Here is a 26,000-nt window from a genome sequence, read left to right on the forward strand (position 1 = left end):
GGCGGCCGGTACGGATGCTCAGGTCAGCAGGGCGCGCCCGTACCAGTCCGAGGCGTCCCGCACGCCGGGCAGCGCGAAGAAGTAGCCTCCGCCGAACGGCGTGATGTAGTCGGTGAGCGGCTCGCCCGCGAGGCGGTGCTGGATGCCCTCGAACTGCAGGGCCACATCGCGCTGGTAGCAGGTGAACAGCAGGCCCATGTCGAGGTTGCCGGCCGCGTCCATGCCCCGGTCGTAGTTGTAGGCGCGGCGCAGGATCCGCCGGCCGGCCGAGGCCGCCGTACGGGGGTTGGCGAGCCGGATGTGCGCGTCCAGCGGAATCACGTCGCCCTTGGGATCGTCGGCGTACCGGGGCGTGTCGTGCTCGTGGTCGCCGTCCAGCGGCGCCCCGGAGAACCTGGCGCGGCCGATCATGCGCTCCTGCTCGCTCAGCGACACCCGGTCCCAGAACTCGACCAGCATCCGGATCAGCCGGACGACCTGGTAGCTTCCGCCGACCGCCCAGTCCGGCTCGCCGGCTCCCCGGCCCACCCACACCAGTCGGTCCATCTCGTGGGCACTGGTGGCGTCCGGATTGGCGATGCCGTCCTTGAAGCCCAGCAGGTTGCGCGGCGTGCCGGACGGCCGCGGCGGGCTGCTGAAGCCGTCCAGCCGCCAGCGGATCTGCAGGCCGCCCCGGGTGTGCCGGGCGATGTCCCGCAGCGCGTGCAGGGCGGTGTCCGGGTCGTCGGCGTGGAGTTGGAGGCTGAGGTCGCCGTGGCACCACTCGGGCCGCAGGTCGTCGTCCGGGAAGGAAGGCATCGGAGTCAGCCGGCGGGGCCGCAGCGCGCCGAGGCCGTACCGGTCGTCGAAGAGCGAGGCGCCGACGCCGACCGTCACGGCGAGCTGTCCGGAGGGCACCCGGTCGCCCAGGACCCCGGAGTCGGCGGGCGGACCGGTGATGCCCACCGGGGACGGCGTGCCGCCCGAGGTCAGGAAGCGCGCGCGGTCGGTGAGCGTGCGCAGCAGCCCGGCCAGATCCGCACGCCTGTCCGCCGTCACGTCCAGCGCCGCGAACACACAGGTGCGGCGCGGCAGGGCGAGCACGGACGCCTGATGCGCACCGTGGAAGGGAGCCATGGCCGGTGCGCCGGAGGACGGTTCGTCGGCCGGGGCCGCCGCACCGCCCGCGGCCAGACCGGCGCTCGCCAGCGCCGCTCCGCGCAGGAACCCGCGCCGCCCCACCCCGCCGGGCTGCTCCGCCGCGCTCACGCCGTCCTCCGCGGATCGCACAGGGCCGCCACCGACGCCAGCCGCTCCACCAGGTCACCGACGACCGAGTCGGTCCGCTCCCGCTGGGCGAGGGTCAGCCGGTCGAGGGGGGTCCACCGCTCGCCGTCGCGGAAGCCGTCCAGAATGTGCTGCGCGCGGTCCAACTGTTCGTCCAGATCCGCCAGTTGCGGATACCGGGTGCGGAGCAGGGGGCGCAGCCGGGCGAGCACCGCGCGGGTGCCGTCGAGGTTGGCGCGGGCGGTGGCGAGGGTGCTGCCGCTGCCGTAGTCGGTGCGGCCGGTCAGCTCCAGCCGGACGGTGTCCTCCAGAATCTCGTGTGCGCGCAGGCCGAGTTGGGCCGGGTCCATACGGGTCTCCGCCCAGCTGTCGCGCAGTCCGGTGACGGCCTTGGCCAGCGCCGCCGCCGGGGCGCGCAGCCGGCCGGCCGGCTCCCCGTGCCACAGGCCGTACTCGACGCGGTGGAACCCGGCGAAATCCGGGTCGTGCACGCCGCCGGGCAGTCCCGCGTCCGTGCCGTCGATCCGTGCGGCCGCGTCCCCGAAGGCGTCGTAGGCCGCCCCCAGCCGCTCGTACTGCAGGTGGGCCGGCAGCCAGGCGGCCCGGGCACCGGCGAGGTCGCCGCGGTCGATCGCCCGCCGCAGCCTGCCCGTCAGCCGGACCACCTCGTCCAGCCCGCCGCCGACCCACTTCTGGTAGGCGAGGACCGGCGGGATCAGATCGTGCTCGGTGACCGGGGCCGCCCCCGGTCCGCGCCGCCCCGACGTGACGCGCACCCGGGGTCCGGTGACGGCGTCGGCGTCCTCGGGCACGCAGGTGAAGGCGTACGTCCCCGTGCCCAGCCGGACCGTCAACTGCCGTGTCGTGCCCGGTCCGACGCCCTCCACCTCGCCGTACACCACCTGGCTCAGCGGATCCTCGAGATAGACCTCGGCGGCCCGGTCGGAGGTGTTGTGCAGGTCGAAGGTCTGCACCCCGGGCACCGGCCGGGTCCAGCCCCGGCCGCAGTGGCTGGGGGAGACCTCGACGACGACCGAGCGCTCCCGTCCACCGTCGTCGCGGCCGCCGCCGAGCGAGAGCGCCAGCAGGCTTCCGCCCAGCACCAGGGCGAGGGCGAAGAGCAGCATGCCGGCCAGGCGGCCCGGGACGGACCGCACGCCCAGGCGGGGCAACGGCATGGCGAGCCTTTCCGGCAGCGAGGTGACGCGGCTGTCCGCGCGGCCGCGCACCCGCCGAACGGACGGCCTCATGCTAGACAGTCATGTGCACCCGCACACCCGTCCGGGCCCCGCGTTGACCGGAATTCCCCCCATGTTCACCTGGCATTGCGCCGCACTCCGGTCCGACCGCCCGTTTCCGTACGGCCCTTCGTTCAGCGGACCGGGAAACCGAAGGAGTAGCCCTGCTGCTTCAGCCACGGCAGCAGGGTGCGCAGCGCGGCCACGGTCTGGGAGCGGTCGCCGCCGGCGTCGTGGAAGAGCAGCGTCGGGCCGTTGGACAGCTCGCTCTTGACGGTGGCGACGATGGCCGCCGTGCCAGGCCGCTCGAAGTCCTTGGAGTCGACGTTCCAGCCGAGCGGCCGCATGCCGTGGCGGGCCGCGAGGTGCCGGCTGTACGGCGTGAACGCGCCGCCCGGAGCCCGGTAGTACAGGGGCCGTACGCCCCCGGACGCCTTGGTGATCTGCCGCTCGGCGTCGAGGATCTGCTGCGACTGGTAGGCCTGGGACTTGGTGTCCATGGTGGTGTCGTGCGACACCGTGTGGTCGCACAGCCGGTGCCCCGCGGCCACCACCTGCTTGACCAGGTCGGGGTGCGCCTGCGCCTGGGGGCCGACCATGCAGAACGTGGCCTTCACGCCGTTCTCACGCAGCACCTGCAGCACCTGCGGGGTCCAGGTCGGGTCGGGGCCGTCGTCGATGGTGATGTTGACCGCGTGGGCGCCGTGGTCGGAGGCGTGGACGATCGTGGCGGACACGGGCGCCGCCTTGGGGGCGGCGGGGCGGGCCGCCGCCTGGTGGTGCCCGCCGACGGGACCGGCCTGCGCGGTCCACACCGAGGTGGCGGCCGCCACGGCCGTCACCCCGAGCGCCGCCGCGACCACCCGGCCGTACCATCCCCGCCCGCCGTGCCGTGCCATGTCCGCCCCGTTCCTCGCCGTGTCGATCGGTCCCCGTGCATCTGTCAGGACGGGCGGGGACGGCCGGGGGATCCCTCTGTTACCGATCACGGACAATTCCGCGGTGATCCTGCGACAGCGGCGAAGCCCCCGGTGCGGGGCCGCCGACCGTACCGCCCCAACTGCCGCTCCGCACAAAGCCAGTTGCTTGGAGCGCACTCCAACATCCTATCGTGGCAAGCCGAGATCGCATTCCGGGAGCGGGCGCCCGCCGGGCGCCGAGGGGAAAGGCAGGACCGCCGTCATGAGCAACGCCGTCGAACCCATCAGCAAGGCCGAACTGGGCACGGGCGGACCCCTCGTCGGTGTCCAGGGCTTCGGCGCCATGGGCATCAGCGACGCCTACGGCGAGACCGACGACACCGCCGCCCGCGACACCCTGGAGGCCACCCTCGAGGCGGGCGTCACCCTCATCGACACCGCCGACATGTACGGCTACGGCGCCAACGAGGAGTTCCTCGCCCCGTTCGTCGCCGCGCACCGCGACGAGATCACCCTGGCCACCAAGTTCGGCATCGAGCGGCGTGTGGACGACCCGCGCCACCGGGCCATCCGCAACGACCCCGCCTACATCCGGCAGGCCGTCGAGGCCAGCCTGCGCCGCCTGGGCGTCGACGTCATCGACCTCTACTACATGCACCGCCGCGACCCCGCCGTCCCGCTCGCCGAGTCCGTCGGCACCATGGCCGAACTGGTCCGCGAGGGCAAGGTCCGCCACCTCGGCCTGAGCGAGGTCACCGGCGCCGAACTGCGGGAGGCGCACGCCGTGCACCCGATCGCCGCGCTGCAGTCGGAGTGGTCGCTGTTCAGCCGGGACGTCGAGCGGAGCGCGGTCGGCGCCGCCGCCGACCTCGGGGTCGCCTTCGTGCCGTACTCGCCGCTCGGCCGGGGCTTCCTGAGCGGGTCCTTCACCGACGCGAGCAAGGAGCTGTCCGGCAGCGACTTCCGCCAGTGGCAGCCGCGCTTCAGCGGCGACAACGCCCGCGCGAACGCCGCTCTCCTGGCGCCCCTGCACAAGATCGCGGCCGACCGGGGCGCCACCCCGGCGCAGATCGCCCTGGCCTGGGTGCAGCAGCGGGCCCAGGTGCACGGCCTGACCGTCGTGCCGATCCCCGGCACCCGCAAGCGCAGCCGCCTGCTGGAGAACGCCGCGGCCACCCGCATCACCCTGACCGACGGGGAACTGGCCCTGCTGGAGCCGATAGCCGGCCAGGTCGCGGGCGACCGCTACGCCGACATGACCTTCACCTCGGCGGCCCGCGAGAGCTAGGGCCTCTCGTTTGGATCATGCCGGGCTCGCGGCCTCATCCGAACGAAGAACCTGGACCCGCTCTCCGGGGCGGCCGCGGTTCAGCGGCGGCGGGCGTCCACCTCGATCTCTATCCGCATCCGGGGATCGGCGAGGCCGCACACCTGCATCGTCGCGGCCGGGCGGACGTCGCCGAAACAGCGGCGCAGCACCGGCCAGCAGGGCTCGAAGTCCTCGCGCCGGGGCAGGAGATAGCGGACCCGCACCACGTCGGCGAAGCCACAGCCCGCCTCGGCCAGCGCGGCCCCGATGTTGCGCAGGCACTGCTCGGCCTGTTCCACCACGTCGTCGGAGATGGTCATGGCGGCGTAGTCGAACCCGGTCGTCCCGGACACATGCACCCGGTCGCCGTCCACCACGGCACGGGCATAGCCGATCTGCTCCTCGAACACCGAACCGCTCAGCACCGCACGTCGCTCTGTCATGCGCCGAACGCTAGGTGACCTGCGCCGACCCGTCCACCGCCGGTCGGCGCGGGCGAGATGCGGCCGGGGCCGTCAGCGGCCGTAGCGGCGGTCGCGGGCGGCGTACGAGCGCAGGGCGCGCAGCAGGTCGATCTCACGGAACGCCGGCCACAGCACGTCCACGAAGTGCACCTCCGCATACGCGGACTGCCACAACAGGAAACCGGACAGCCGCTGTTCGCCGGAGGTGCGGATGATGAAGTCGGTGTCGTGCCCGGCCGGGGAGTACAGGTTGTCGGTGATGTGCTCCAGGTCGAACTCCGCCGCCAGCTCCCGGGGATCGCCCCCCGCGCTCATGTGCTTGTCGAAGGCCGCCCGGACCGCGTCCACGATCTCGCGGCGCCCGCCGTAGCCGACGGCCACGTCGACCTTGAGCCCGCCGCGGCCGGCGGTGCACGCGGCGGCCTCCTTCAGTACGCGTGCGGTGTTGCCGGGCAGCAGGTCGAGCGCGCCGATGATCTCGATCTCCCACGGTTCCCCGGGCGCGCAGACGCGCCGCACCGTCTCCTCGATTATGTCGAGCAGCGGGCCGAGTTCCTGGGCGGGACGGTGGAGGTTGTCGTCGGACAGCATCCACAGCGTGACGTGCTTGATGCCGGCGTCGGTGCACCAGTGCAGGAAGTCCGTGACCTTGGCGCCGCCCACCCGGTAGCCCTCGCGCACGTCCTGATGACCCGCACCCCGCGCCCAGCGGCGGTTGCCGTCCAGCATGATCGCCACGTGCCGCGGCCGCGGCAGGCCCTCCAGCTTGCGGTTCAGACGCCGTACGTAGACCGCTTCCAGCGCCGCGCGCAAGGCCTTCATTGCCACGCCGATGTCCCTTCTCCTACCCGGTGTTCGAGGGCGCAACGATAGTCCCACGCCGTCCGGGGCCGCCGCACAGGCCCGGACGGGCGGGACGCGCGGAACAGCGGGTTCCAGCCATGCCGGGCACCGGCTACGCTGCGGACGTGACCGGACGCCCGCCGAGCCGCCGCGGCCTGCTGACGGCGGCGTTCCTCGCCTGCCCGGCGGCCGCCCTGGCCGGATGCTCCGGGGCCGGCGGACCCGGCCGGCGGCTCAGACTCGCCACGGGGGCGCCGGGCGGCCCGTACAACGCCTTCGGCAGGGCGCTCGCCGTCCAGGCGGCCCGCACCGCCCCCCACCTGCGCATCACCGCGCTCACCACCGCGGCCAGCGTGGACAACCTGCGCCGGCTCACCGGCGGATCGGCCGACCTGGGCCTGGCCATGGCGGACGCCGCCGAGGACGCCGTACGCGGCCGGACACCGTTCACCAGCCCCGCCCCCGTGACGGCCCTGGCCCGCGTCTACGTCAACTACACCCACCTCGTCGTACCGGCGCACGGTCCCGTCCGCTCCGTGCGGGATCTCGCCGGACGGTCGGTCGCCACGGGCGCGGCCGGTTCCGGCGCCCAGGTGCTGTCCGGTCGGCTGCTGCGGGTGGCCGGGCTGACCGGGAGACGGGCGGTGCGGCAGCGCCCGCTCGACCTCGCCGCCTCCCTCCGGGCGCTGCGCACGGGCGCGGTGGACGCCCTGATCTGGGCCGGCGGCGTCCCGACGCCCGCCGTCTCGGACCTGGCCCGCGAAGTGCCGCTCCGCTTTCTGCCGTTGGAGTCCGAGGCCGCCGCCCTGCGCGACACCTACGGCCCCGTCTACACGGCGGTCACCCTGCCGGCCGGCGTGTACGGGCTCACCGGGCCGGTCACCACCATCGGCGTCGGCAACTACCTGCTGGCCGGTGCCCGGGTGCCGGCGCAGGCGGCACGGGACGTGCTCCGGGTGGTGTTCGACCGGTGGCGCGTGCTGCTGGACGGGGTCACGGCGGGCGCCCGGCTGGAACCCCGGTTCGCCGTCGCCACGGGCGACGTGCCCCTGCACCCCGGCGCGGTCGCCTACTACCGGTCGGTCTACGGCTGACCCGCCGCGCCGGACGGCAGGCGCAGCTCCACCACCAGGCCGTGCGGGGCGTTGCCGGCCGTGGTCAGCCGGCCCCCGCTGAGCCGGGCGATCTCGTCGGCGATGGCCAGTCCCAGGCCGCTGCCGGGGATGTTCTGGTGCTCGGGCGCTCGGGCGAAGCGCCGCGTCAGCAGCGGAAGCCGGTCGTCCGGCACCCCGGGACCGTCGTCGGCGACGCGTACCGTCACCTCACCGTCCGCGAGCGCGGCCGTCACCGCGACGCCCGCCCCCGGCGGCACGAACTTCGCCGCGTTGTCCAGCACGGCGTCGAGGATCCGGCCCACCGCGTCCGGCACCGCCCGCACCCCCAGCCCCTCCGCCACGGCGGCGGTGAGGGCCACCCCGGAGGCCTCGAACACCGGCCCCCACGCGGCCACCCGCTCCCGCACCGCGCGCGAGACGTCCTGCCCCGTCCGCTCGGCCGAGGCCGACTCCACGCGCGCCAGTGCCAGCAGGCCGTCGAGCAGTTCCTCCAGCCGCTCCGCCTCGTCGAGGGCGCGCGCGTGCTCCTTCCGGCCGGGGCCCGCGGGCAGATGAGGCTCGACGTTCTCCAACTGGAGCACCAGCGTGGCCAGTGGGTTGCGCAACTGGTGCGAGGCGTCGGCGACGAACGCCCGCTGTCGGCCGAGGGAGTCGGCCACGGCCTCCGCCATGCCGTTGAAGTGCGCGCGCAGACTGCGCAGTTCGGGCGGTCCGGTGTCGGAGACCGCCCGTGTCTCCAGGCTGCCGGAGGCCAGCCCGGCGACCGCGCGGTCGAGGTCGCGGACCGGGCGCATCAGCCAGCGGGTGATGCCGGCCGCGACCAGCGCCGCAGCCGCGAACGCGGCGAGCGCCCCGCACGCGATGAGCGACCAGCGCACGGTCACGTCCCGCCGGGCGGCAGCGGTCGGCACGGCCAGCAGCACCGCGCCGCTGACCCGCTCGTCCCGCCCGACCGGTTCGGCGAGCAGCTCCCGGCCGGGCCCCCACGGCCGTACGGTGGGCAGCCGCTCGGTGGACCGCCCGGTCAGCGCCCGGCCCAGTACGTCGTCCGCCGAGGCCGCCGGCACCTCGCTCCCGGCCCGGGCGAGGGTGCGGCCCGCCGAGTCGACCACGGTCACCGAGGCGCCGTACAGCTCGGCGTACCGCCGTATCTCGGTGGACAGTTCGGTCCGGTCGGCGGCGGTGCGCACCCGGTCGGCGAGATCGGCGAACCGCACGGCGTCGGCCCGCCGCTGCAGCAGCAGGTGCTCCGTCCGCCCGCTCGCGTACGACCCGGCCAGCGGCACGGACAGCAGCAGCGTGGCGGCGCCGATGAGCACCATCAGCACGGCCAGCAGCCGGCGCCTCACCGGTGCCCCGGCCCGTCGCCCGCTCTGGCCGGCGAACCCAGCTGGTAGCCGAATCCCCGCACCGTGCGCACCAGGTCCGCGCGTCCCGTCTTGGCCCGGATGCCGGCCACATGCACGTCCAGGGAGCGGGACGCGGCGAGGAACGCGTCGCCCCAGATCCGGTCCAGGATCTCCTCACGCGAGTGCACCTGGTCCGGCCGGCCCGCGAGGAAGGCGAGCACGTCGAACTCGCGCCGGGTCAGGCGTACGGCGGCGCCCGCGACCGTGACGGTCCGGCCCGCGATGTCGATCTCCACGTCGCCGGTCAGCACGGGACGGCCCGCCGTGTCGGCGCGGGCCGGGGCGGCTCCGGTGCGGCGGCGCACGGTGTCGATCCGGGCCATCAGCTCGTTCATCCGGAACGGCTTGACCACGTAGTCGTCGGCGCCCGCCCGCAGCCCCTGCACGATGTCGCGCTCCTCGCAGCGGGCCGTCACCACGATCAGCGGCGCGTCGCACACCGTGCGCAGCCGCCGCAGCAGCTCCAGCCCGTCCAGGTCGGGCAGCCCGAGGTCGAGCAGCACGAACTCGGCCTGGTGGACGTGGCGCAGCGCGTCCAGAGCCCGGCCGGCCCGGCGGACCGTGTGCCCGCGCTGGGCGAGGGCCGTGCTCAGGGCCTGGGCCATACGGTCGTCGTCCTCGACGAGCAGCGCATGCATGAAACGTCCTCGTGCCGTGGTGACCTGGGCGGCAGCTTACGTACGCCACCCGGCCCAGGTCACCACCCCGGTCAGTGGACGGCCTGTGCGGGACTGCGGCCGGGTCCTGCGTCCGCCTCCGCCTCGGCGCGGCTCAGCGCCGCGTGACGGGTGTCCGGCATCAGGACGTAGGTGACCAGGGAGACCAGCGCGCAGCCCGAGACGTACCAGAAGAACATCTTCTCGTGTCCGCTGTCCTTGAACCACAGCGCCACGTACTCCGCCGTGCCGCCGAACAGCGCGTTGGCGACCGCGTACGGCAGCGCCACCCCGAGAGCGCGCACCCGGGTCGGGAACAGCTCCGCCTTCACCGCCGCGTTGATCGAGGTGTAGCCCGTGACGATCACCAGCGCCAGCAGGGACAGCCCGAGCGCCGACCAGTAGGAGGAGGCCGAGCCGAGCGCGGTCATGATCGGGTAGGTGCCCACCGTGCAGCCGACCGCGAAGGTGATCAGCAGCGGCCGGCGGCCGATCCGGTCGGACAGCAGCCCCGCGAGCGGCTGGAGCAGCGCGAAGACGGTGAGCGCGGTGAAACTGACCAGCGTGGCCGTGTTCTTGGCCATGCCGGCGCTGCCGACCAGGTACTTGGTGAGGTACGTGGTGTACGTGTAGTAAGCCACCGTGCCGCCGAGGGTGAGCGCCATGACCAGGCCCGCCTCGCGCCGGTGCTCCCACAGCGCGCGGAGGCTGCCGCGCGCGCTGTCCGCGTGGTCCCCGGTGCCGGACTCCTCGGCGAACGCCTCCGTCTCCGTCAGCCGCCGCCGCAGCCAGTAGACGACGACGGCGAACAGCGCGCCGACCACGAACGGGATCCGCCAGCCCCAGCTCTCCAACTGGCCGGTGGTCAGGTTGTGCTGCATCGTGATCAGGATGGCGAGGCCGAGCAACTGGCCGCAGGTCATCGACACGTACTGGAAGGAGGAGCCGAGGCCGCGCCGGTCGCGGGCGGACGCCTCGGTCAGATACGTGGCGCTGGCCGCGTACTCACCGCCGATGCTCAGGCCCTGCAGCAGCCGCGCCAGCAGCAGCACCAGGGCGCCGAAGTACCCGGCCTGGCCGTACGTGGGCGCGACCGCGATGAGCAGGGCGGCCACCGACATCAGGGTGACGGTGAGGGTGAGCGCACTCTTGCGCCCGTGCCGGTCCGCCGCCCGCCCGAGGATCCACCCGCCGACCGGGCGCATCAGGAAGCCGACGGCGAAGATGCCGGCCGTGTTCAGCAGTTTGGTGGTGGAGTTGTCACCGGGGAAGAAGGAGTCGGCGAAGTAGATCGCGAAGCTCGCGTAGACGAACCAGTCGTACCACTCGACGAGATTGCCCAGCGATCCGCCGACCAGGGCGAGCCGACGGTGTGCGCGGGAGCCCGCGGGCGGTTGTCCGGGCACGGCGGCAGGGGAGGACATGGCGGCTCCAGGTGGGGAGAAGTCCGGTGGGAACGGGGAGCGGGGGAGCGCCCCCGGAACCTGAGTGCGCCCGAGCATGCGGCGCCCGCCGGACCCGGACAAGGTCCGCCACGCAGATCTAACATCCCGCTAAGAAAGCGGCACGGAGGGCCGCACGGACCGCTTCGTGCCGCCGGCCACTGCCCCCTCCCAGCGCCCTCGACTCCCACCACCCTGGACGGGGGAGTGGTCCGTGTCTAGACTGAGCGTCCAGAAATGGAATTTCTGTCGAGGTAACGGCGGCGGCAGGGCATCGGGAGATCTCATGCGCAGTGGGGAAGCGGACCGGCGGAAGGCCGACGCCGACGAGCACCTCATCGGTGAGCTGGAGAAGGTCGCCGTCGCGCTGGGCCGGATGTTCCCCGGGCTGTGCGAGGTCGTGCTGCACGATCTGCGCGACCCCCGCCAGGCGGTCCGGGCGATCGAGAACAACCTGTCCGGCCGTCAGGTGGGGGACTCCGCCACCGAGCTGGGCCTCGCCCGCATCGCCGACCCGCAGTACCCGAGCGTCATCCAGAACTACCCCAACCGATTCCCCGACGGCCGCCCGGCCAAGAGCACCTCCATCGGCATCAGGAACAGCGCCGGGGACTACATCGCCGCCCTGTGCCTGAACCTCGACGTCTCCGTGCTCTCCCCGGTCACCCTCGCCCTCTCCCACCTCGTCGCCACCGACGCCGGCCACCCCGAACACCCCCTGGAGACCCTGCGCCACCGCAATGCCCGCGCACTGCGCGAGGCCGTCGAGGCGGGCGCCGCCGAACGCGGGGGCACCCCGAGGTCGCTGGGCCGCGAGGCCAAGAAGGCGCTCGTACGGCAACTGCACCGCGACGGCTACTTCGACTCGCGCGACGCCGCGCAGACCATCGCGGATCTCCTCGGTGTCTCCCGGGCGACCGTGTACAACTACACCAAGTGAAGGACCCTTCATGAGCACCGCCGGATCGAGCGCCGGTCCCGCCCTCGCCGCAGTCCAGCGGGGTCCCGCCACCCTGGCCGATCCCGACACCCCGTTCGCCGTCGTCGACGTGCACAAGGTGCTGCGCAACGCCGAGCGCCTCGCCCGGCGGGCCGGGCGGCTCGGCGTCACCCTGCGCCCGCACGTCAAGACGGCCAAGAGCCTCCAGATCGCCGCCCTCCTGCACGAGGGCACCCCCTGCCCCGTGACCGTCTCCACCCTCGCCGAGGCCGAGGCGTTCGCCGACGGCGGGTACACCGACATCACGTACGCCGTCGGAATCGCCCCCCACAAGCTGCCGCGCGTCATCGCCCTGCTGCGCCGCGGCGTCACCCTGCGCGTGCTGCTCGACAGCAGCGAGCAGGCGGCGTTCGTCGCCGAGGCCGCGCGGGACGCGGGGCTCGCCGTACCGGCCCTCGTCGAGATCGACTGCGACGGACACCGCGGGGGACTGAAGCCGGACGCGCCCGGGCTGGCCGGCATCGGCCGCGTCCTGCACGAGGCGGGCTGCTTCGACGGCGTCCTGACCCACGCCGGCGAGTCCTACTTCGCCCACACCATCGAGGAACGGCGCCTGGCGGCGCGCAACGAACGCGACAGCGCCGTCGCCGCCGCCGGCCGGCTGCGCGAGGCCGGCCTGCCCGTGAACGTCGTCAGCGTCGGCTCCACGCCCACCGCACACGCGGCCGAGGATCTCACCGGCGTCACCGAACTGCGCGCCGGCAACTACGTGTTCTTCGACCTCGTCATGGCCGGACTCGGCGTCTGCGACCTGGACGACCTCGCCCTGTCGGTCGTCGTCACCGTCATCGGACACCGCCCCGAGTACGGGTGGATCATGACCGACGGCGGCTGGATGGCCCTGTCCCGGGACCGCGGTACGGCCGCCCAGCCCCAGGACCAGGGCTACGGCCTCGTCACCGATCTGACCGGACGGCTGATCCCGGGCCTGGTCATGACCGGCGCGAGCCAGGAGCACGGCACCCTCACCGCACGCGACGGCGCGCCTCTGCCCGACCTGCCCGTCGGCACCCGCCTGCGCGTCCTGCCCAACCACGCCTGTGCCACCGCCGCCCAGCACCCCGGCTACCACGTCGTCGACAGCACCCGGCCCACGGACCGCCCACCGACGATCCGGACGTACTGGAACCGCATCACCGGCTGGTGAGCGAGCCCGCCGCTCCGGCGGAGGTGTCCCCGTTTCGGCTGCCCGCCCGTCGAGAGGCGACCCGCCCCGGTTCCCGGCCGACGACCAACCACCAGCCCCCAGCCGCCCGCACCCCCGCCCATCCACCCCGAGGACCCGCCATGGCCGCCGCTTCCCCCGTATCGTTCGACGACGTCCGAGAGGCCGCCGCGCGGCTCAAGGGCGTCGCCCACCGGACCCCCGTTCTCACCTCCCGCACACTCGACGCACTCGTCGGTGCCGAGGTGTACGTCAAGTGCGAGAACTTCCAGCGGGTCGGCGCCTTCAAGTTCCGCGGTGCCTACAACGCGGTGTCCCACCTCACCCCCGAGCAGCTGGCCAGGGGCGTCGCCGCGTACTCCTCGGGCAACCACGCCCAGGCCACCGCACTCGCCGCCCGTGAGCTCGGGACCAGCGCCGTCATCCTCATGCCCGAGGACGCCCCCCGCTCCAAGAGAGAGGCGACCGCCGCATACGGCGCTTCGATCGTGACGTACGACCGCTACACCGAGGACCGCACCGCCCTCGGCGAGGCCCTGGCCGAGGACCGCGGTCTGGCCCTCGTCCCGCCCTACGACCATCCCCACGTCATCGCCGGACAGGGCACCGCCGCCCTCGAACTCCTCGAGGACACCGGTGACCTCGACGCCCTCCTCGTCCCCGTCGGCGGAGGCGGACTCATCGCCGGCAGCGCCACCGCCGCCACGGCCCTGTGCCCCGGCATCAGGGTGATCGGCGTCGAACCCGAGGCGGGCGACGACACCAAGCGCTCCCTGGAGCGCGGCGAACGCGTCACCGTCCCGGTGCCCCGGACCATCGCCGACGGCCAGGCCCTGGACACCCCGGGCGCGCTCACCTTCCCCATCAACCAGCGCCTGGTCGACGCCGTGGCGCTGGTCAGCGACGACGAGATCGTGCACGCCATGCGGTTCGCCTTCGAGCGCCTGAAGATCGTCCTGGAGCCGAGCGGCGCGAGCGCCCTGGCCGCGCTCATGGCCGGACGGATCGACAACCTCCCGCGCCGCATCGGCGTCATCGCCTCCGGAGGCAACGTCGACAGCGAGCGGTTCGCCGCACTCCTCGCCCGCTGACCCTGCCGTCCGCTTCCGGCGACCCGACCCGGGACAATCCTCGGCATGACCGACGAGGACGACGCCCGCAGCCGCCTGGCCAGGATCGAGCGGCTGCTGGAGGACGGCGGGCGCGACCTGGCCCCCGCCTGGCAGCGGGCCACGCGCGGCGAGCCGCGCTGGGCGGTGACCGCGGTGATCCTGGTCGCCGTGGCCCTCCAGCTGATGCTGCCGCACCGGCTCGCGCTCCCGCCGTACTGGGCGCTGCCCGCCCTGGAGCTGGTGCTGCTGGCCGGCCTGATCGCCGCCAACCCCCGGCGCGTCGAGCCCCGCACCCGCCCGCTGCGCTGGCTGGGCCTGATCCTGATCGCCGCCCTCAGCCTGGCCAACGGCTGGGCGGCGGTCCGGCTCGTGACGGAACTGGCGCGCGGCCGCGCGGGGACGGACGCGGTGCCGCTGCTGGTCGCGGGCGGCGGCATCTGGCTGACCAACGTCATCGTGTTCGCCCTGTGGTACTGGGAACTGGACCGCGGCGGCCCGATGGCACGGGCGCTCGGCCGGCACCGGTTCGCCGACTTCCTCTTCGTGCAGATGCAGAGCCCGCAGGTCGCCCCCGCGGACTGGGAACCGGCGTTCCTGGACTACCTGTACCTGTCGTTCACCAACTCCACCGCCTTCAGCCCGACCGACGTGATGCCGCTGACGCGGTGGGCCAAGATGCTGATGATGGCGCAGTCCTCGGTGTCCCTGGTGACCGTGGTCCTCGTCGTCGCGCGCGCCGTCAACATCCTGAAGTGACGGCCCGGCCACCACCCCCGGTGTGCTGACCTGCTGTGACTTCCCCCACCCGCTCTTGCCGGGGCGCCCGCCACGTCCCTACGTTCGATGGCATGTCCTCCTCCGACCCCGCCCCCGAGCCGTTCGACTTCAGCGTCGACCTGACCTCCCACGAAATGCTCCGGCGCACCCACACCATGGCCGCGCTGGGCCCCGACTGGGACCCCGTCGCGGCGCTGCGCGGCGAGGAGGAGGCCTACGCGCTGCTGTACTCCGGTCTCGACCCCGAGCAGCAGCGCCTCTACGACGAGCTGGTCGCGGCCGGGGTCCTTCCCGGGGGCGGGAGCGGCCATGCTGCCCCTTGACCCGCAGGCCGACATCGGCCGCCGCGCCTGGGTGTCCTGCCCGAACTGCGCGGACCACCGCAGGTGCACCACCTGCCAGGAGGGGAGAGCCTGCCACGCCCACTGGCGCTATCTGCTCTCCAACACCGGCAGCCTGCTGCACCTGCAGTGCCCCTCGTGCCGGCACGTCTGGTCGCACGAGACCCACTTCGGCGCCACCCGCTCCACCGACTAGCGCGCCCCCGGCCCGTCAGCGGCTGCCCGTCCAGTTGTGGGCCACGTCGACGACCACCCGGTCGGGCAACTGGATCACCCGGAACGGCAGCCGGGCCCGGACACCCAGCCCCACCTCCGTCTCGCCCTCGAAGCTGCCGGCGAACCGCGTGTCCCGGAAGGTGCGGTATCCGCGGACGTCCACGCCCGGGAGGGTGCGGCCCACCCGCCCGGGGTACGTGGGCGCGCCGGTCTCCGGGTCGTAGCTCGGGGCGCCGACCCGGATGTCCAGGACGGCGCCGCCGCCGACCGGGATGTACCGGCCGGTGGCACTGGCCCGGAGCCGGTCGACGTACCGGACGTAGAAGCCGACGGACCGGCCGCCGCCGGGCACGTCGAACACCATCCGGTCGTAGCAGTCGTGCCGGCCGGTCCTGACGTCCTCCAGCGCTGCCGCCCCGGTGGCCGGAGTGCCCTTGGCACCGCTGCCCCACCCGGTCGGGCAGGCGGTGGCAGCGGCTGCCGGTGCGGCGTCCGCCGTGGCCGCCGCCGCGCCGGCTCCGGCGCCCGTGAGAAGAAGCGCCGCCGCGATCGCCCAGATTCTTCGCATGATGTCCCCCTTGGTCGCGCCATGCTGTTATGGGGTGAGACATGCGCCTATGGCGAATGGTTGCATCCCGGGCTCAGGTATGCGGAGGGATTTCGTCCGGTGCTCCCGGCAGGGCGAGATGGGCCAGGTCACCGGGCGGAGGCGTGGACACCGGCCACAGGGGAGCGGCGGTGCCGTCGGCGAGCGCGGCCGGCGCGTCGGTGAGGTTCATGCGCTCCCGCAGCCGGCCGTAGAAGTCCATCGGACCCAGCCGCACCGCCTTGAGCCGGCGCGGAGCCGCGTACACCCCGATCCAGTCCCCGGGGTTCAGCACGCCGCGCACCTGCCCGTCGATGCTGACGGCCGCCTGCCCGGACCGTTCGAGCACCCGCAGGGCGATCGGCTCGTCGGGGGCGGCCACGACCGAGCGGTTGAACGTCATGTGCGGGGCCACCGGCGTGAACACCAGGCCCTCCGCGCGCGGCGAGACGACCGGACCGCCGGCGGCGAAGCTGTACGCGGTCGAGCCCGTGGGCGTGGCCACCAGCAGCGCGTCGGCGGAGTAGGAGGCGAGGAGCCGGCCGGCCAGATAGACGCCGACCGACACCTGCCGGTCCCGGGCCAGTTTCTCCACGACGACGTCGTTCAGCGCGACGACGTCGAGGGCGACTCCCCAGTCGTCGCCGACCTCGCACTCCGAGCGCACCCGGGGCGGGGGCAGCAGCGGCCCGCGGCCGTAGCGCACCAGCGACTCCATGTGCGGGGGCACCTCCAGCCGGCAGGACGCCCGCAGGGTGAGCAGCATCCGGCTCTCGACGGTGATCCGCTCCTCGCGTACGGCGTCCAGGGCCGCGCGCACCGCCGGGGCGGGCACCTCCGTCAGGAAGCCCACCCGGCCGAGGTCGACCCCGAGCACCAGGGCGTCGTTCTCGGCGGCCAGCCGGGCCCCGCGCAGGAAGGTCCCGTCACCGCCCAGGGTGACGACGAGGTCGGGATCCCCCGCCGCATCGATCTCCTCCCGGGCGCTGTGCCGCGCGCCCTCCTGCCACACGTCGATGTCGGCACACCCCACCGCGTGCTCGGCGCACCACGCGCGCACGGCGCTCGCGGCGGCCACGGCCTCCGCCCGCCCTCCGTGCACGACCAGGCCGACACGGTTCACCGTCATACCCGCCTCCCAGCCGGCTCGCCCGGAGAGCCATCGTCACCGCGAACCGGGCCGCCGCCCCGGACGCCACGCCGCCCGGGGGAGCGCCGCCCGGACTTCCGTGTGCCGATCCCGCCCGGGTCCTGTCACCACCGCGTCACAGGTGATCCACAGCGGAACCCCTGGTCGGGCCGTTCTGTCTCCGTCGGTGACCCCGGCACCGAGCCGGGCGTCCTTCGCACATTCGACCTCGGGGGATCCCATGCAGCACCGCACCACCGTCCGCGTCACCGTGTCCGCGCTCGCCGCCGTGGCGGCCGCCGTCTCGCTCTCGGCGTGCGGTCCGGACGGCGGCACGCCGACCGGCAAGGCGCCGGCCACCAAGGCCCCCGCCACCCCGGCCTCCTCTCCCACGACCCCGGCCCCGGCGACCTCGCGGCCCGCCACCGGCGGTGCGCCGACCGGCTCCGCCGCCCCCGCCTCCCCGGCGGCTGCCTCCTCGGCCGCCACGGCACCCACGTGCGCGGCCACCGCCCTGAAGGTGGCGGCGTACCAGGCCGCCGTCCGCCCCGAGGGCACTGGCACCGGAGCGGCGGTCGTCGAGTTCACCAACGTCTCCGCCAAGCCCTGCTCGCTCACGGGCCACCCGTCGGTGGCCGGGGCGGGCAACGGTTCTCCCGAGCACAACAAGCCGCTGGCGGTGACCCCCACCGGTTCCGCGTCCCCCGTCCGCCTCGCCCCGGGCGGCAAGGCGTGGGTGAAGCTGACCTTCGTCCAGGTGCAGGGCGAGGGCGACGGGTACTGCGTGTCCGGCGCCACGCCCGCCGCCTACCCGACTCTGGTGGTCGGCCTGCCCGGCGCGGGCGCACACCAGGTCGCCCTGAACGACGGGGTCTTCGCCGAGTGCGACAACAAGGTCACCGCGACCGCGGTCTCGGCGGCGAAGCCGGCCTGACCGCGCCGCACCGCCTGGTGACGGACGCCGTCAGCGAGCCGCCGTCGAGGCGACGGCGGCTCGGGCCGCGCGTTCCACGAGCGCGACACCGTCCTTCATCGAGGCGTTGCCGTCGGAGAGGACCGCGACGAGACAGCGGTGTCCGCCCGACGTGATCCACCCGACGCTGTTGACGTCCCACAGGCCGGTCGTGTCGCGCTGCAGCCAGCCGTTCTTCAGGGCCCACCCGGAGCCCGAGGCCGCCGAGACGCCCCAGGACTGCTCGGCGGCGACCCGGCTCATCAGCGTACGGATGTACGCGCGGGAGGCGTCACCGAGCGCGGGCTTCGAGCCCGCCGGCGTCGCCGGGGCGAACACCGCGCGCAGCAGCCGTATCTGGTCGCTCGCCGTGGTTCGGGTGAGGCCCCACCGGCCGCCGGGGCCGCCCTGGGTGGAGGTCAGCCCCAGCCGCTTGTTCGCCGCCGCCAGGCCCGGGGCGAGGCCGATCCGCCGCCACAGGGCGTTGGCCGCCGCGTTGTCGCTGCGCTCGATCATCTTCTCCGCCCGGGCGCGGTCCTGTGCGCTCACGGCGTTCCCGGAGTCCTGCGCCCGCAGCAGCAGCGCGGCGAGGATGTCGACCTTGATGATGCTCGCCGTGTCGTAGGACGAGTCGTCGCCGTACACGGCCGGCGTCCGGCCCGTCCCGTCCAGGTCCAGCACCGCGGCCGTCACCCGCGGCGTGCTCTGCGCGGCGGCGGCCGCCGGCGCCGGGGCCAGCGCGCCGGACCCGAGCAGCGCCGCCACCGACCCCGCGGCCACGCCGCAGACGGCGGCACCCCGGCGCGGGTCGCGGGGCCGGGGCACGGATGGGGTTCGGTACGGCATGGTGCGGGGCCTCGCGAGGTCGAAACGGCAGGGACACGGACTTGCGAAGGTAGACAAATCCCCCGCCCGGCGACGTGACCGCGGCCACGTCGGGGCGTCTGTGAGGCCTGTTTGTGAGCGAAACGACAGCCTCCCCGGCCGCTCGGCGTCTGCGCTGTTCACCGCGCCCGGCCGGGGGGAAGATTGTGACCGGAGAGGCAGACCGGGCTCAGGAGGCGTCATGAGCACATCAGCAGAGCCGAGAGTGTCCGGCCTGGAGGTCCGGTCCATCGACTACGTCCCCCTCGACGAGCGGCACGGCAAGCTCTGGCACCTGGGTCCCCTGTGGTTCATGTCGAACGCACAGATCGCCACCCTGGCGGTCGGGCTGATCAGCATCACCGAGGGCGGCAACCTCATCTGGTCCCTGCTGGCGATCGTGGCCGGCACCGTCATCGGCACCTTCTTCATGGCCTTCCACTCGGCCCAGGGCCCCCAGCTCGGCCTGCCGCAGATGATCCAGTCGCGGCCCCAGTTCGGCTACGTCGGTGCGCTCCTGGTGTGGCTCTTCGCCTACCTCCAGTACGCGGGCTTCAACGTCTTCAACAGCATCCTGGCCGCCGAGTCCCTGCACACCACGCTGCACGGCAGCGTCAAGCTCTGGGTGATCGTGGTCACCGTCGTCGCGCTCGTCGTCGCGCTGGTCGGCTACGACGTCATCCACAAGGCCGAGCGGATCCTGACCTACACCTTCCTGGTCGTCTTCGGCGTCTTCACCGTCGGCGTCCTCGTCACCCTGCACTACCCGGCCGGCTCCTTCGACCTCGGCGCCTTCAAGTGGACGCCGTTCCTCGCCCAGTTCGGCGTGGTCGCCGGCTACCAGATCAGCTGGGCCATCTACGTCTCCGACTACTCCCGCTACCTCCCGCCGGACGTGACCGTCCGCAAGACCTTCTACTGGACCTACTTCGGCTCCGCACTCGGCGGCATCTGGCTGATGGTGCTCGGGACGCTGCTGGCCGCCTGGGCCGGCAAGAACTTCGACACCATCCCGTCGATCAACGCCGCCGGTGACATGGTGTTCACCGGCTTCGGCGCCGTCGTGCTGCTCTTCGCCGCCCTCGGCCTCGTCTCGGTCACCGCGCTGAACATGTACGGGGGTTCACTGACCCTCATCAGCGCCATCGACTCCTTCAAGCGGGTGCGGCCGACACTGGGCGTACGGCTGCTGACCATCGGCGTGACGGCCGCGCTCTCCGTGGTGGGCGCGCTGGCCGCGACCTCCAACTTCCTCGCGAGCTTCAACAACTTCCTGCTGCTGGTGCTGTACCTGTTCATCCCGTGGACCGCGGTGAACCTCATGGACTACTACGTCGTGCGCCGCGGCCACTACGCCATCGCCGAGATCTTCAACCCGAACGGCATCTACGGCCGTTGGGGATGGCAGGGCATCATCTCGTACCTCGTCGGCTTCGCCGCCATGGTGCCCTTCTTCTCCGTCGGCACGATGTTCGTCGGCCCCGCCGCCAAGGCCCTCGGCGGAGCCGACATCTCCCTCTTCATCGGCCTCCCGGTCTCCGCACTCCTCTACTGGTGGCTGACCCGCTCGATCGACGTGGCGGCCGAGACCCGCCTGGCCGAGGCGGAAGCGGCAGCCCTGGAGCAGGCGGCCCACGAACACCGCGAGCCCTGAGCGGGTGCGGCCCCCGACGAACGGAACGTGTCGATCACCTGCGTGATATATACGTCTTCCACATCTTCTTCACCGTCTGTTCCGGTGCTCCGGGGGGGAGTTCCATGTCCAACCAGGGACCGATCGAGCATGCCGTGCCACGGGTGCAGCCCGCCCAGCCCGGCGATCCCTCCCGCGTCGGCCCGTACCGGATCATCGGCCGTCTCGGCTCCGGGGGCATGGGCACCGTCCACGCCGGCCTCACCGCCGAGGGGCTGCGGGTCGCGGTCAAGGTGATCCACCCGGCGCAGGCCCAGGATCCGGAGTTCCGGGCCCGCTTCCGCCGCGAGGTGCAGCTCTCCGCCCGGGTGCACGGCCCCTGCCTCCTCCCGCTGCTCGCCGCCGACCCCGAGGCCGCCGCACCCTGGCTGGCCACCGAGTACGCTCCCGGCCCGACCCTCAGCCAGTACCTGACCCGGTACGGCCCGCTCGGCGGCGGCACCCTGTACGCCTTCGCGACCGGCACCGCCCAGGCGCTGGCTGCCATCCACGCGGCCGGCGTGGTGCACCGGGACGTCAAGCCGCAGAACGTCATCCTCACGCCGGCCGGCCCCCGCGTCCTGGACTTCGGCATCGCCCACGCCGCCGACGGCACCAGCGTGACCCGGACCGGCGTCCTCACCGGCACCCCGGGCTGGATCAGCCCCGAGTACTACCGCCACGGCACCGCAGGGCCCGAGGGCGACATGTTCGCCTGGGGCGCGCTGGTGGCCCACGCGGCCACCGGCCGGCTTCCGTTCGGCGCCGGTGCCCCGGACGTGGTCGCCTTCCGTGTCATGTCGTCGGAACCCGACCTGGAGGGACTCCCGCCGGAGCTGCGGGACGTCGTGGGGTCGGCACTGGCCAAGCAGCCCGCCGACCGCCTCCGCGCCGCCGCCGCGGCCGAGGCGTGCGCGCGGCTGCTCGCCACGCAGGCCACCCAGGTGGTGACCGGCCCGGCGAGCCCGCAGCCCACCCAGGTGGGCGACATGGTCCTCGCCCAGTGGGACATGCCCACCGTGGACGATCCCCGCTGGCAGGCGCCGGCACCGTCCTCCCGCAGGCGGGCCGTCGCGACCGTCCTCGTCGCCGCCGCCGTGGCCGGGGGCCTCGCGGGTGCCGTCATCGCCTTCCCCGGCGGTGGTGACCGGAGCGGAGCCGGTGACGGCAAGGGCTCCACGGCGACGGCCACCGCGTCCTCGGCCGTGCACGAGGACACCGCCGCCGGGCGCACCGCGTCCGCCCCGTCCAGCACGACGGCCCGGCCGGCGGGCGATCCGCGCCGGGTGCCCGTCCCGACCGACCCGCTGGCCGGCGTGGCCCACCCCGCCTACACCCGCGCCGGTGACGAGGCCCAGCCCAGCGACGGCGAGTGGGCCGCGAGCGACAACGCGAGCACCGCCGCGGAGAAGGACGTCGCCCGGGCCGTCCGCAGCGGCGTGAAGTCCATGCTCGCCACCAAGAACCTGGCCTTCATGGAGCCCACCGTCACCTTCAACGAGCGCGCGCAGACCGTGATGGTGACCGGCGGCCCGATCTCCCAGCTGCCCGACGAGCAGCAGGACGTGTTCCGCAGGAGCGGGGAGATGGCGGCCTGCACGGCGCTCGCCCACCGGCTCCAGGACGATCCCACCGGCTGGGTGTACGGCCGCTACGCCGTCTTCTGGAAGGACTCCGACACCGACCCCGAGGCGGCCGTCCTCGGCTTCGGCGAGGCCACCGACGGGTGCTACCACCAGGTCGCCGGCCAGTGGCAGGGGGACGAGTCCGGCATCGCGACCGCCGAGATACCGAGCAGCGACAGGGCGGAGATCCGCGTCGCCGACGCCACCGACAAGGCCATCACCGCGGCCTGGAAGGTCAGGGCCACGGAGGGCAACGGTGTGGACCCGTCGGCCGGGGACGACGAGATCAGTCTCGGCTTCGACCCCGTCGAGAAGGCTGCCTACGTCTGGATCTACGACTCCGACGCCCAGCTCGTCGGCCGGGCGCAGCGGGCCAACTTCCAGGACGTCGTCACGAGGACGGCCTGCCGCAAGCTGCTCGCCGAGTACGGCAGCAACAAGAAGTGGCAGTACACCCGCTGGTCCGTGGCCGTGTTCGAGGGCAACAGCGGGGTTCCGGAGTTCACAGGGTCGGGGGACTGCATGCGGTAGGGGCACGGGCGGCAACACGAGCAATTATCTGCACGACACAGAGAAGTTCGGATAGTCTTCTGCGTGGCGCAGATAATTTGTGGCGCCGGCACCGCGCGTGCCCCCACCCCTCCCGAGGAGTCCCCATGCTCACCATCGCCGTCACCGGAGCGACCGGTGCCCAGGGCGGTGCCACCGCCCGCGCCTTGCTGACCGCAGGGCACCGCGTCCGTGCGCTCAGCCGGAATCCCGCCGCACCCGCGGCCGAGGCGCTGCGGCGGCTCGGCGCCGAGGTGCGGTACGCCGACTTCGACGACCGCCCCTCCCTGGACGCCGCCCTGGCGGGGGCCGACTCGGTGTTCGCGGTGTCGACCCCGTTCGGCACGGACACCGGAACCGAAGTGCGCCAGGGCAGGGCCCTGGTGGACGCGGCGGTGGCCGCCGGTGCCGGGCACATCGTGTTCGCGTCGGCCGCCCACGCCGACCGCAGCACCGGCATCCCGCACTACGACAGCAAGGCCGAGATCGAACGCCACCTCCGGACCACGGGCGTGCCCTGGACGGTCGTCGCACCGGCGGCCTTCATGGACAACTTCGTCTCCGGCTGGACCCTGGAGGGCCTGCGCGAGAACACCTTCGCCTGGCCCATGCCGGCCGATGGGCCCCTCACGCTCATCCCGGCCGAGGACATCGGAGCCTTCGCGGCCCTCGCCCTGCGGCGCCGCTCCGACTTCGCCGGCCGCCGTGTCGACATCGCCTCCGAGGAACTGACCGCCGCGCAGATCGCCGCCGCCCTCTCGGCCGCCGCCGGGCGCCCCGTGACACACCGCGAGGTGCCGCTGTCGTACGTCCGCACCCACTCGGACGACCTCGCCGCGATGTTCGCCTACTTCGCGACCACCGGTCTCGACGTCGACGTCACCGGCCTGCGCCGCGCCCACCCCGAGGTGCGCTGGCACTCCTTCGCCGAGTGGGCCGCCGGCCAGGACTGGGCCGCGCTGCTCGCACACTGACGCCCGCGCACGCGCCGGCCGCTCACTCCTCGTGCGACGGCATCCAGTGGTGCTCGCAGAACCAGCGGCCGAACAGGGCACCCCCGTACACCACGAACCCGACGCCGATCAGCCACGACTCCACCACCAGCACCGTCCCGACCGTGCCGTAGCTCAGCGCGTTGGTGACGATCAGCGGGGTGAAGACCAGGTAGGAGAAGGCCCGCAGGCCGCCCAAGCCGATCATGGTGGCGAGCGCTCCGGGCAGCAGGGAGCGCCAGTGGACCTGGCCGCCCAGCAGGAACCGCTGCCCCCACCAGAAGAACAGCACCCCGCTCACCGTCGACAACGCGATCCGCTGCATCCCGTGCAGCGCGCCGCGGGTCTGCACCTCCTGGTAGAGATAGGCGGTCAGCACCACCAGCCAGGTCGCCTGCCGCCACACCCGGTGCCAGGGGCCGGAGGGCAGGCCCCACACGCGTTCGTAGGCGTTCTGCACACTGCCCGCGAAGGACACGCCGAACACGGCGAGCAGCACCAGGCTCAGCACACTGGTGGTGTCGATGACCTTGCGCGGCGGACTGATGATGTCGGTGAGGATGCGGGCGGACCGGCCGGACAGGCCCATGCCGTCGGTGAGCCAGGACGCGAAGCCGCCCCGCCCCAGCGGATCGCCGGCCGCGACCACGATGAGCAGCGGGGCCAGCGTCACCAGGGACAGCGTGGCGAAACCCATGGCCCGGTGCATCAACTCCAGCTCACGGGCACGCCGGAACAGCACGTGCAGATGGAGCCACTCCCGCGCGCGGTGGAGGCCGCGCTGCCACTGCCTCACCGGTCCCTCCCGTGCTCGCCGCACCGGGGCCCGTCGTCGACGGCGGACCGCGGCCCCGTCGCGCGCCCGGCCCCGGTTGAGTCTCTGCTGCCATGATCGGACGAAACACCCCGCCGTGCCCGCCCGGACATGCCGGAGACGGGCCACCGTGCCCCCACCGTCGTGGTGACGCGCACCAGTGCGGGGCGACGCGGGGTCGAGCCGAAACCGAAGCGCACCGGAGGGACGACGGGCGCGAGCGAGCCGAGATCCCGGCCCTCGTACGCGGCGGTGACCGCGGTGACGCGGTGCAGGTCCCGGGCGCCGTACCACTCCCGGCGGCCACCGCCGGCACTCCCGCGGGTGCGCACGCCCAGCAGCAGCCGCGCCGGCAGGTCCGTCACGGCCGTCCAGGCGGGAAGCGCGGCCAGCCGGCCGGGCAGCGCCCGCAGCACCAGACCCGTCACGCCCCGCCGCCCGACGCCGAAGCGCACCCGCAGCGCGGGTCCGGCCGTGACGGTCCAGCCGTCGCGGCCCACGCGCACCCGGACGGGGACGACCCGCACCTCGTCGAAGGCGTAGGTGCCGGCGATGAAGCGCGCCGTCTGCGCCGTGGGCGCGAGAAGCACCCGGTGCCCGTCGGGCCGTTCGAGCATCACGTCGCTGAAGGGCCCGAACGGCGAGCGCGGCCAGTGCCCCAGCACCAGACGGGTGCCGGACGTCGTGCCGAGCCCGGCGATCCAGCCGTCGAAGCGCAGCGGGGCGGACCCGGCGCGCCGACTCATCGGCCCGCGACGGCGGCCCGGCACCGGGGCCGGCCCTCGGCGCCGTACGCACCGCGCACGGGCAGCGAGACGCCCATGCGCACGTTCCGGACGCCGTCCGAGAAGTGCACCACGGGCTCGGTGCCCGGCGGGGGGAGCCCCACCTCCCGGGTGAGGCTCTGCTCCAGCACGTCGACGGCCGCCGCGCGCAGCGCCCACGGTTCGTGCTCGACCGGCGTCTCCCACAGGACACCGAGGCGCCGGGTGAAGGCCCGCCAGCGCGAGGTCAGCCACACGTCCCGCGGCGTGGGCGTGACCGGCTCGCCGGGCCGGACGGCCAGCCGGTAGAAGGCCGTGCCCCGCCGGGAGCCGGTGTACGTCACGGCACCCCGGGCCTCGGACAACTCGAGCCGGCCGACGCGGTACGGGGCGCCGATCATGCGGGCGGCCAGCATCGCGGGGAAGCCGACCTCGAGCGAGAGGAACCACAGCCCGTCCCGCCCGTCCGGGCCGCGCACATAGGTGCGCAGATTGGTCTCCGGGAAGGTGGGCAGGCCCGGCACGGAACCCGGGACCACCGAAGGGCGCACGCCGGCCATGAGGAACGGCGTGAGACTCACCCACGCGGCGCCCTCGTACGTGTCCACGGCCAGGCCGTCCGGCAGCAGGCGCTGGACCTCGTCCGGGGGATAGGCCCAGTGGACGAAGGTCTGCGTCAGCCAGCCGGCCCGCAGTGCCGGGACGTACACGCGCTGCTCGGGCCCGTACGAGACCACGCGCACCGACTGCCCCGGCGGCCCGCCACCAAACCAGGCGGCC

The 26,000-nt window shown here is 73.7% G+C and carries 26 protein-coding genes; 12 read left to right on the forward strand and 14 right to left on the reverse strand.

From position 1 onward, the window contains the following. Positions 1-18 precede the first annotated feature (18 nt). The 3 genes from efeB to ACZ404_RS19945 form a co-directional block, all read right to left on the reverse strand. A complete protein-coding gene (gene efeB / locus ACZ404_RS19935; RefSeq protein WP_468441636.1) occupies positions 19-1,248 on the reverse strand; it encodes an iron uptake transporter deferrochelatase/peroxidase subunit in 1,230 nt (409 codons plus the stop codon). Beyond that, entirely contained in the window at positions 1,245-2,444 is a 1,200-nt protein-coding gene (locus ACZ404_RS19940; RefSeq protein WP_468442012.1) for an EfeM/EfeO family lipoprotein, read from the reverse strand. Before ACZ404_RS19940 ends, efeB begins: the two co-directional genes overlap by 4 nt. Before the next feature lie 194 nt (positions 2,445-2,638). Next, positions 2,639-3,403 carry a polysaccharide deacetylase family protein gene (locus ACZ404_RS19945; RefSeq protein WP_468441638.1) on the reverse strand — a complete coding sequence of 255 codons (765 nt, stop codon included), beginning with the start codon at positions 3,401-3,403 and terminating at the stop codon, positions 2,639-2,641. 283 nt (positions 3,404-3,686) lie between these two features. Here ACZ404_RS19945 and ACZ404_RS19950 point away from each other — a divergent pair, with 283 nt between their 5' ends. Next, positions 3,687-4,712, forward strand: coding sequence for an aldo/keto reductase (locus ACZ404_RS19950; RefSeq protein ID WP_468441640.1), 1,026 nt, complete (start codon positions 3,687-3,689; stop codon positions 4,710-4,712). Between the two features lie 80 nt (positions 4,713-4,792). Here ACZ404_RS19950 and ACZ404_RS19955 read toward each other — a convergent pair whose 3' ends face one another. Then, complete coding sequence (locus ACZ404_RS19955) at positions 4,793-5,176, reverse strand: RidA family protein (protein ID WP_468441642.1); 384 nt, start codon at positions 5,174-5,176, stop codon at positions 4,793-4,795. Between the two features lie 72 nt (positions 5,177-5,248). Beyond that, on the reverse strand, positions 5,249-6,019 hold the full coding sequence (locus ACZ404_RS19960; protein ID WP_468442014.1) for an isoprenyl transferase: 771 nt from the start codon (positions 6,017-6,019) through the stop codon (positions 5,249-5,251). 146 nt (positions 6,020-6,165) lie between these two features. Between ACZ404_RS19960 and ACZ404_RS19965 the strand changes: the two genes are divergently transcribed. After that, positions 6,166-7,134, forward strand: coding sequence for a TAXI family TRAP transporter solute-binding subunit (locus ACZ404_RS19965; RefSeq protein WP_468441644.1), 969 nt, complete (start codon positions 6,166-6,168; stop codon positions 7,132-7,134). On the opposite strand, the gene ACZ404_RS19970 is transcribed toward ACZ404_RS19965, so the two are convergent. From ACZ404_RS19970 to ACZ404_RS19980, 3 genes are all read right to left on the reverse strand, one after another. Continuing rightward, positions 7,125-8,504: a sensor histidine kinase gene (locus ACZ404_RS19970; protein WP_468441646.1), complete on the reverse strand. Its 1,380-nt coding sequence runs from the start codon at positions 8,502-8,504 to the stop codon at positions 7,125-7,127. The two genes, ACZ404_RS19965 and ACZ404_RS19970, sit on opposite strands and share 10 nt — an antisense overlap. Then, complete coding sequence (locus tag ACZ404_RS19975) at positions 8,501-9,202, reverse strand: response regulator transcription factor (protein WP_468441648.1); 702 nt, start codon at positions 9,200-9,202, stop codon at positions 8,501-8,503. Before ACZ404_RS19975 ends, ACZ404_RS19970 begins: the two co-directional genes overlap by 4 nt. 71 nt (positions 9,203-9,273) lie before the next feature. Further along, complete coding sequence (locus tag ACZ404_RS19980) at positions 9,274-10,644, reverse strand: MFS transporter (RefSeq protein ID WP_468441650.1); 1,371 nt, start codon at positions 10,642-10,644, stop codon at positions 9,274-9,276. 304 nt (positions 10,645-10,948) lie between these two features. Between ACZ404_RS19980 and ACZ404_RS19985 the strand changes: the two genes are divergently transcribed. The 6 genes from ACZ404_RS19985 to ACZ404_RS20010 all read left to right on the forward strand — a co-directional run bounded on the left by ACZ404_RS19985 (position 10,949) and on the right by ACZ404_RS20010 (position 15,253). Next, positions 10,949-11,602: a helix-turn-helix transcriptional regulator gene (locus ACZ404_RS19985; RefSeq protein WP_468441651.1), complete on the forward strand. Its 654-nt coding sequence runs from the start codon at positions 10,949-10,951 to the stop codon at positions 11,600-11,602. 10 nt (positions 11,603-11,612) lie between these two features. Continuing rightward, positions 11,613-12,809 (forward strand): DSD1 family PLP-dependent enzyme, encoded by a 1,197-nt coding sequence (locus tag ACZ404_RS19990; protein ID WP_468441653.1) that lies wholly within the window; start codon positions 11,613-11,615, stop codon positions 12,807-12,809. A 140-nt stretch (positions 12,810-12,949) separates the two neighbouring features. Further along, positions 12,950-13,918, forward strand: coding sequence for a threo-3-hydroxy-L-aspartate ammonia-lyase (locus ACZ404_RS19995; RefSeq protein WP_468441655.1), 969 nt, complete (start codon positions 12,950-12,952; stop codon positions 13,916-13,918). 45 nt (positions 13,919-13,963) lie between these two features. Continuing rightward, positions 13,964-14,695 carry a hypothetical protein gene (locus ACZ404_RS20000; RefSeq protein ID WP_468441657.1) on the forward strand — a complete coding sequence of 244 codons (732 nt, stop codon included), beginning with the start codon at positions 13,964-13,966 and terminating at the stop codon, positions 14,693-14,695. Positions 14,696-14,787: 92 nt separating this feature from the next. After that, positions 14,788-15,039 (forward strand): DUF6400 family protein, encoded by a 252-nt coding sequence (locus tag ACZ404_RS20005; protein ID WP_468441659.1) that lies wholly within the window; start codon positions 14,788-14,790, stop codon positions 15,037-15,039. Beyond that, the gene (locus ACZ404_RS20010; RefSeq protein ID WP_468441661.1) at positions 15,026-15,253 is read left to right on the forward strand and encodes a hypothetical protein; all 228 of its coding nucleotides are present in this window, start codon (positions 15,026-15,028) and stop codon (positions 15,251-15,253) included. Before ACZ404_RS20005 ends, ACZ404_RS20010 begins: the two co-directional genes overlap by 14 nt. 15 nt (positions 15,254-15,268) lie before the next feature. Here ACZ404_RS20010 and ACZ404_RS20015 read toward each other — a convergent pair whose 3' ends face one another. Both ACZ404_RS20015 and ACZ404_RS20020 read right to left on the reverse strand, forming a co-directional pair. Next, entirely contained in the window at positions 15,269-15,841 is a 573-nt protein-coding gene (locus ACZ404_RS20015; protein WP_468441662.1) for an AMIN-like domain-containing (lipo)protein, read from the reverse strand. A 73-nt stretch (positions 15,842-15,914) separates the two neighbouring features. Further along, the gene (locus ACZ404_RS20020) at positions 15,915-16,988 is read right to left on the reverse strand and encodes an NAD(+)/NADH kinase (protein WP_468441664.1); all 1,074 of its coding nucleotides are present in this window, start codon (positions 16,986-16,988) and stop codon (positions 15,915-15,917) included. A gap of 241 nt (positions 16,989-17,229) precedes the next feature. Here ACZ404_RS20020 and ACZ404_RS20025 point away from each other — a divergent pair, with 241 nt between their 5' ends. Next, the gene (locus tag ACZ404_RS20025; protein ID WP_468441666.1) at positions 17,230-17,922 is read left to right on the forward strand and encodes a DUF4232 domain-containing protein; all 693 of its coding nucleotides are present in this window, start codon (positions 17,230-17,232) and stop codon (positions 17,920-17,922) included. Positions 17,923-17,952: 30 nt separating this feature from the next. Here the strand turns inward: ACZ404_RS20025 and ACZ404_RS20030 are convergent, their stop codons facing one another. Continuing rightward, complete coding sequence (locus ACZ404_RS20030) at positions 17,953-18,786, reverse strand: serine hydrolase (protein ID WP_468441668.1); 834 nt, start codon at positions 18,784-18,786, stop codon at positions 17,953-17,955. A gap of 220 nt (positions 18,787-19,006) precedes the next feature. On the opposite strand from ACZ404_RS20030, the gene ACZ404_RS20035 reads away from it, so the two are divergent. From ACZ404_RS20035 to ACZ404_RS20045, 3 genes are all read left to right on the forward strand, one after another. Continuing rightward, complete coding sequence (locus ACZ404_RS20035; protein ID WP_468441670.1) at positions 19,007-20,458, forward strand: purine-cytosine permease family protein; 1,452 nt, start codon at positions 19,007-19,009, stop codon at positions 20,456-20,458. A gap of 104 nt (positions 20,459-20,562) precedes the next feature. Continuing rightward, positions 20,563-22,632 carry a protein kinase domain-containing protein gene (locus ACZ404_RS20040; protein ID WP_468441672.1) on the forward strand — a complete coding sequence of 690 codons (2,070 nt, stop codon included), beginning with the start codon at positions 20,563-20,565 and terminating at the stop codon, positions 22,630-22,632. Positions 22,633-22,757: 125 nt separating this feature from the next. Next, positions 22,758-23,624, forward strand: coding sequence for an NmrA/HSCARG family protein (locus tag ACZ404_RS20045; RefSeq protein ID WP_468441674.1), 867 nt, complete (start codon positions 22,758-22,760; stop codon positions 23,622-23,624). Positions 23,625-23,646: 22 nt separating this feature from the next. Here ACZ404_RS20045 and ACZ404_RS20050 read toward each other — a convergent pair whose 3' ends face one another. The 3 genes from ACZ404_RS20050 to ACZ404_RS20060 are packed head-to-tail and all read right to left on the reverse strand — an operon-like array spanning position 23,647 to position 25,957. Beyond that, on the reverse strand, positions 23,647-24,438 hold the full coding sequence (locus ACZ404_RS20050; RefSeq protein WP_468441676.1) for a ribonuclease BN: 792 nt from the start codon (positions 24,436-24,438) through the stop codon (positions 23,647-23,649). Then, positions 24,435-25,202, reverse strand: a complete 768-nt coding sequence (locus ACZ404_RS20055; protein WP_468441678.1) for a hypothetical protein — start codon at positions 25,200-25,202, stop codon at positions 24,435-24,437. Before ACZ404_RS20055 ends, ACZ404_RS20050 begins: the two co-directional genes overlap by 4 nt. Beyond that, positions 25,199-25,957, reverse strand: a complete 759-nt coding sequence (locus tag ACZ404_RS20060; RefSeq protein WP_468442016.1) for a YqjF family protein — start codon at positions 25,955-25,957, stop codon at positions 25,199-25,201. Before ACZ404_RS20060 ends, ACZ404_RS20055 begins: the two co-directional genes overlap by 4 nt. Between the last annotated feature and the right edge of the window lie 43 nt (positions 25,958-26,000).

It is taken from the genome of Streptomyces sp. NPDC030798 (genome assembly GCF_055572275.1).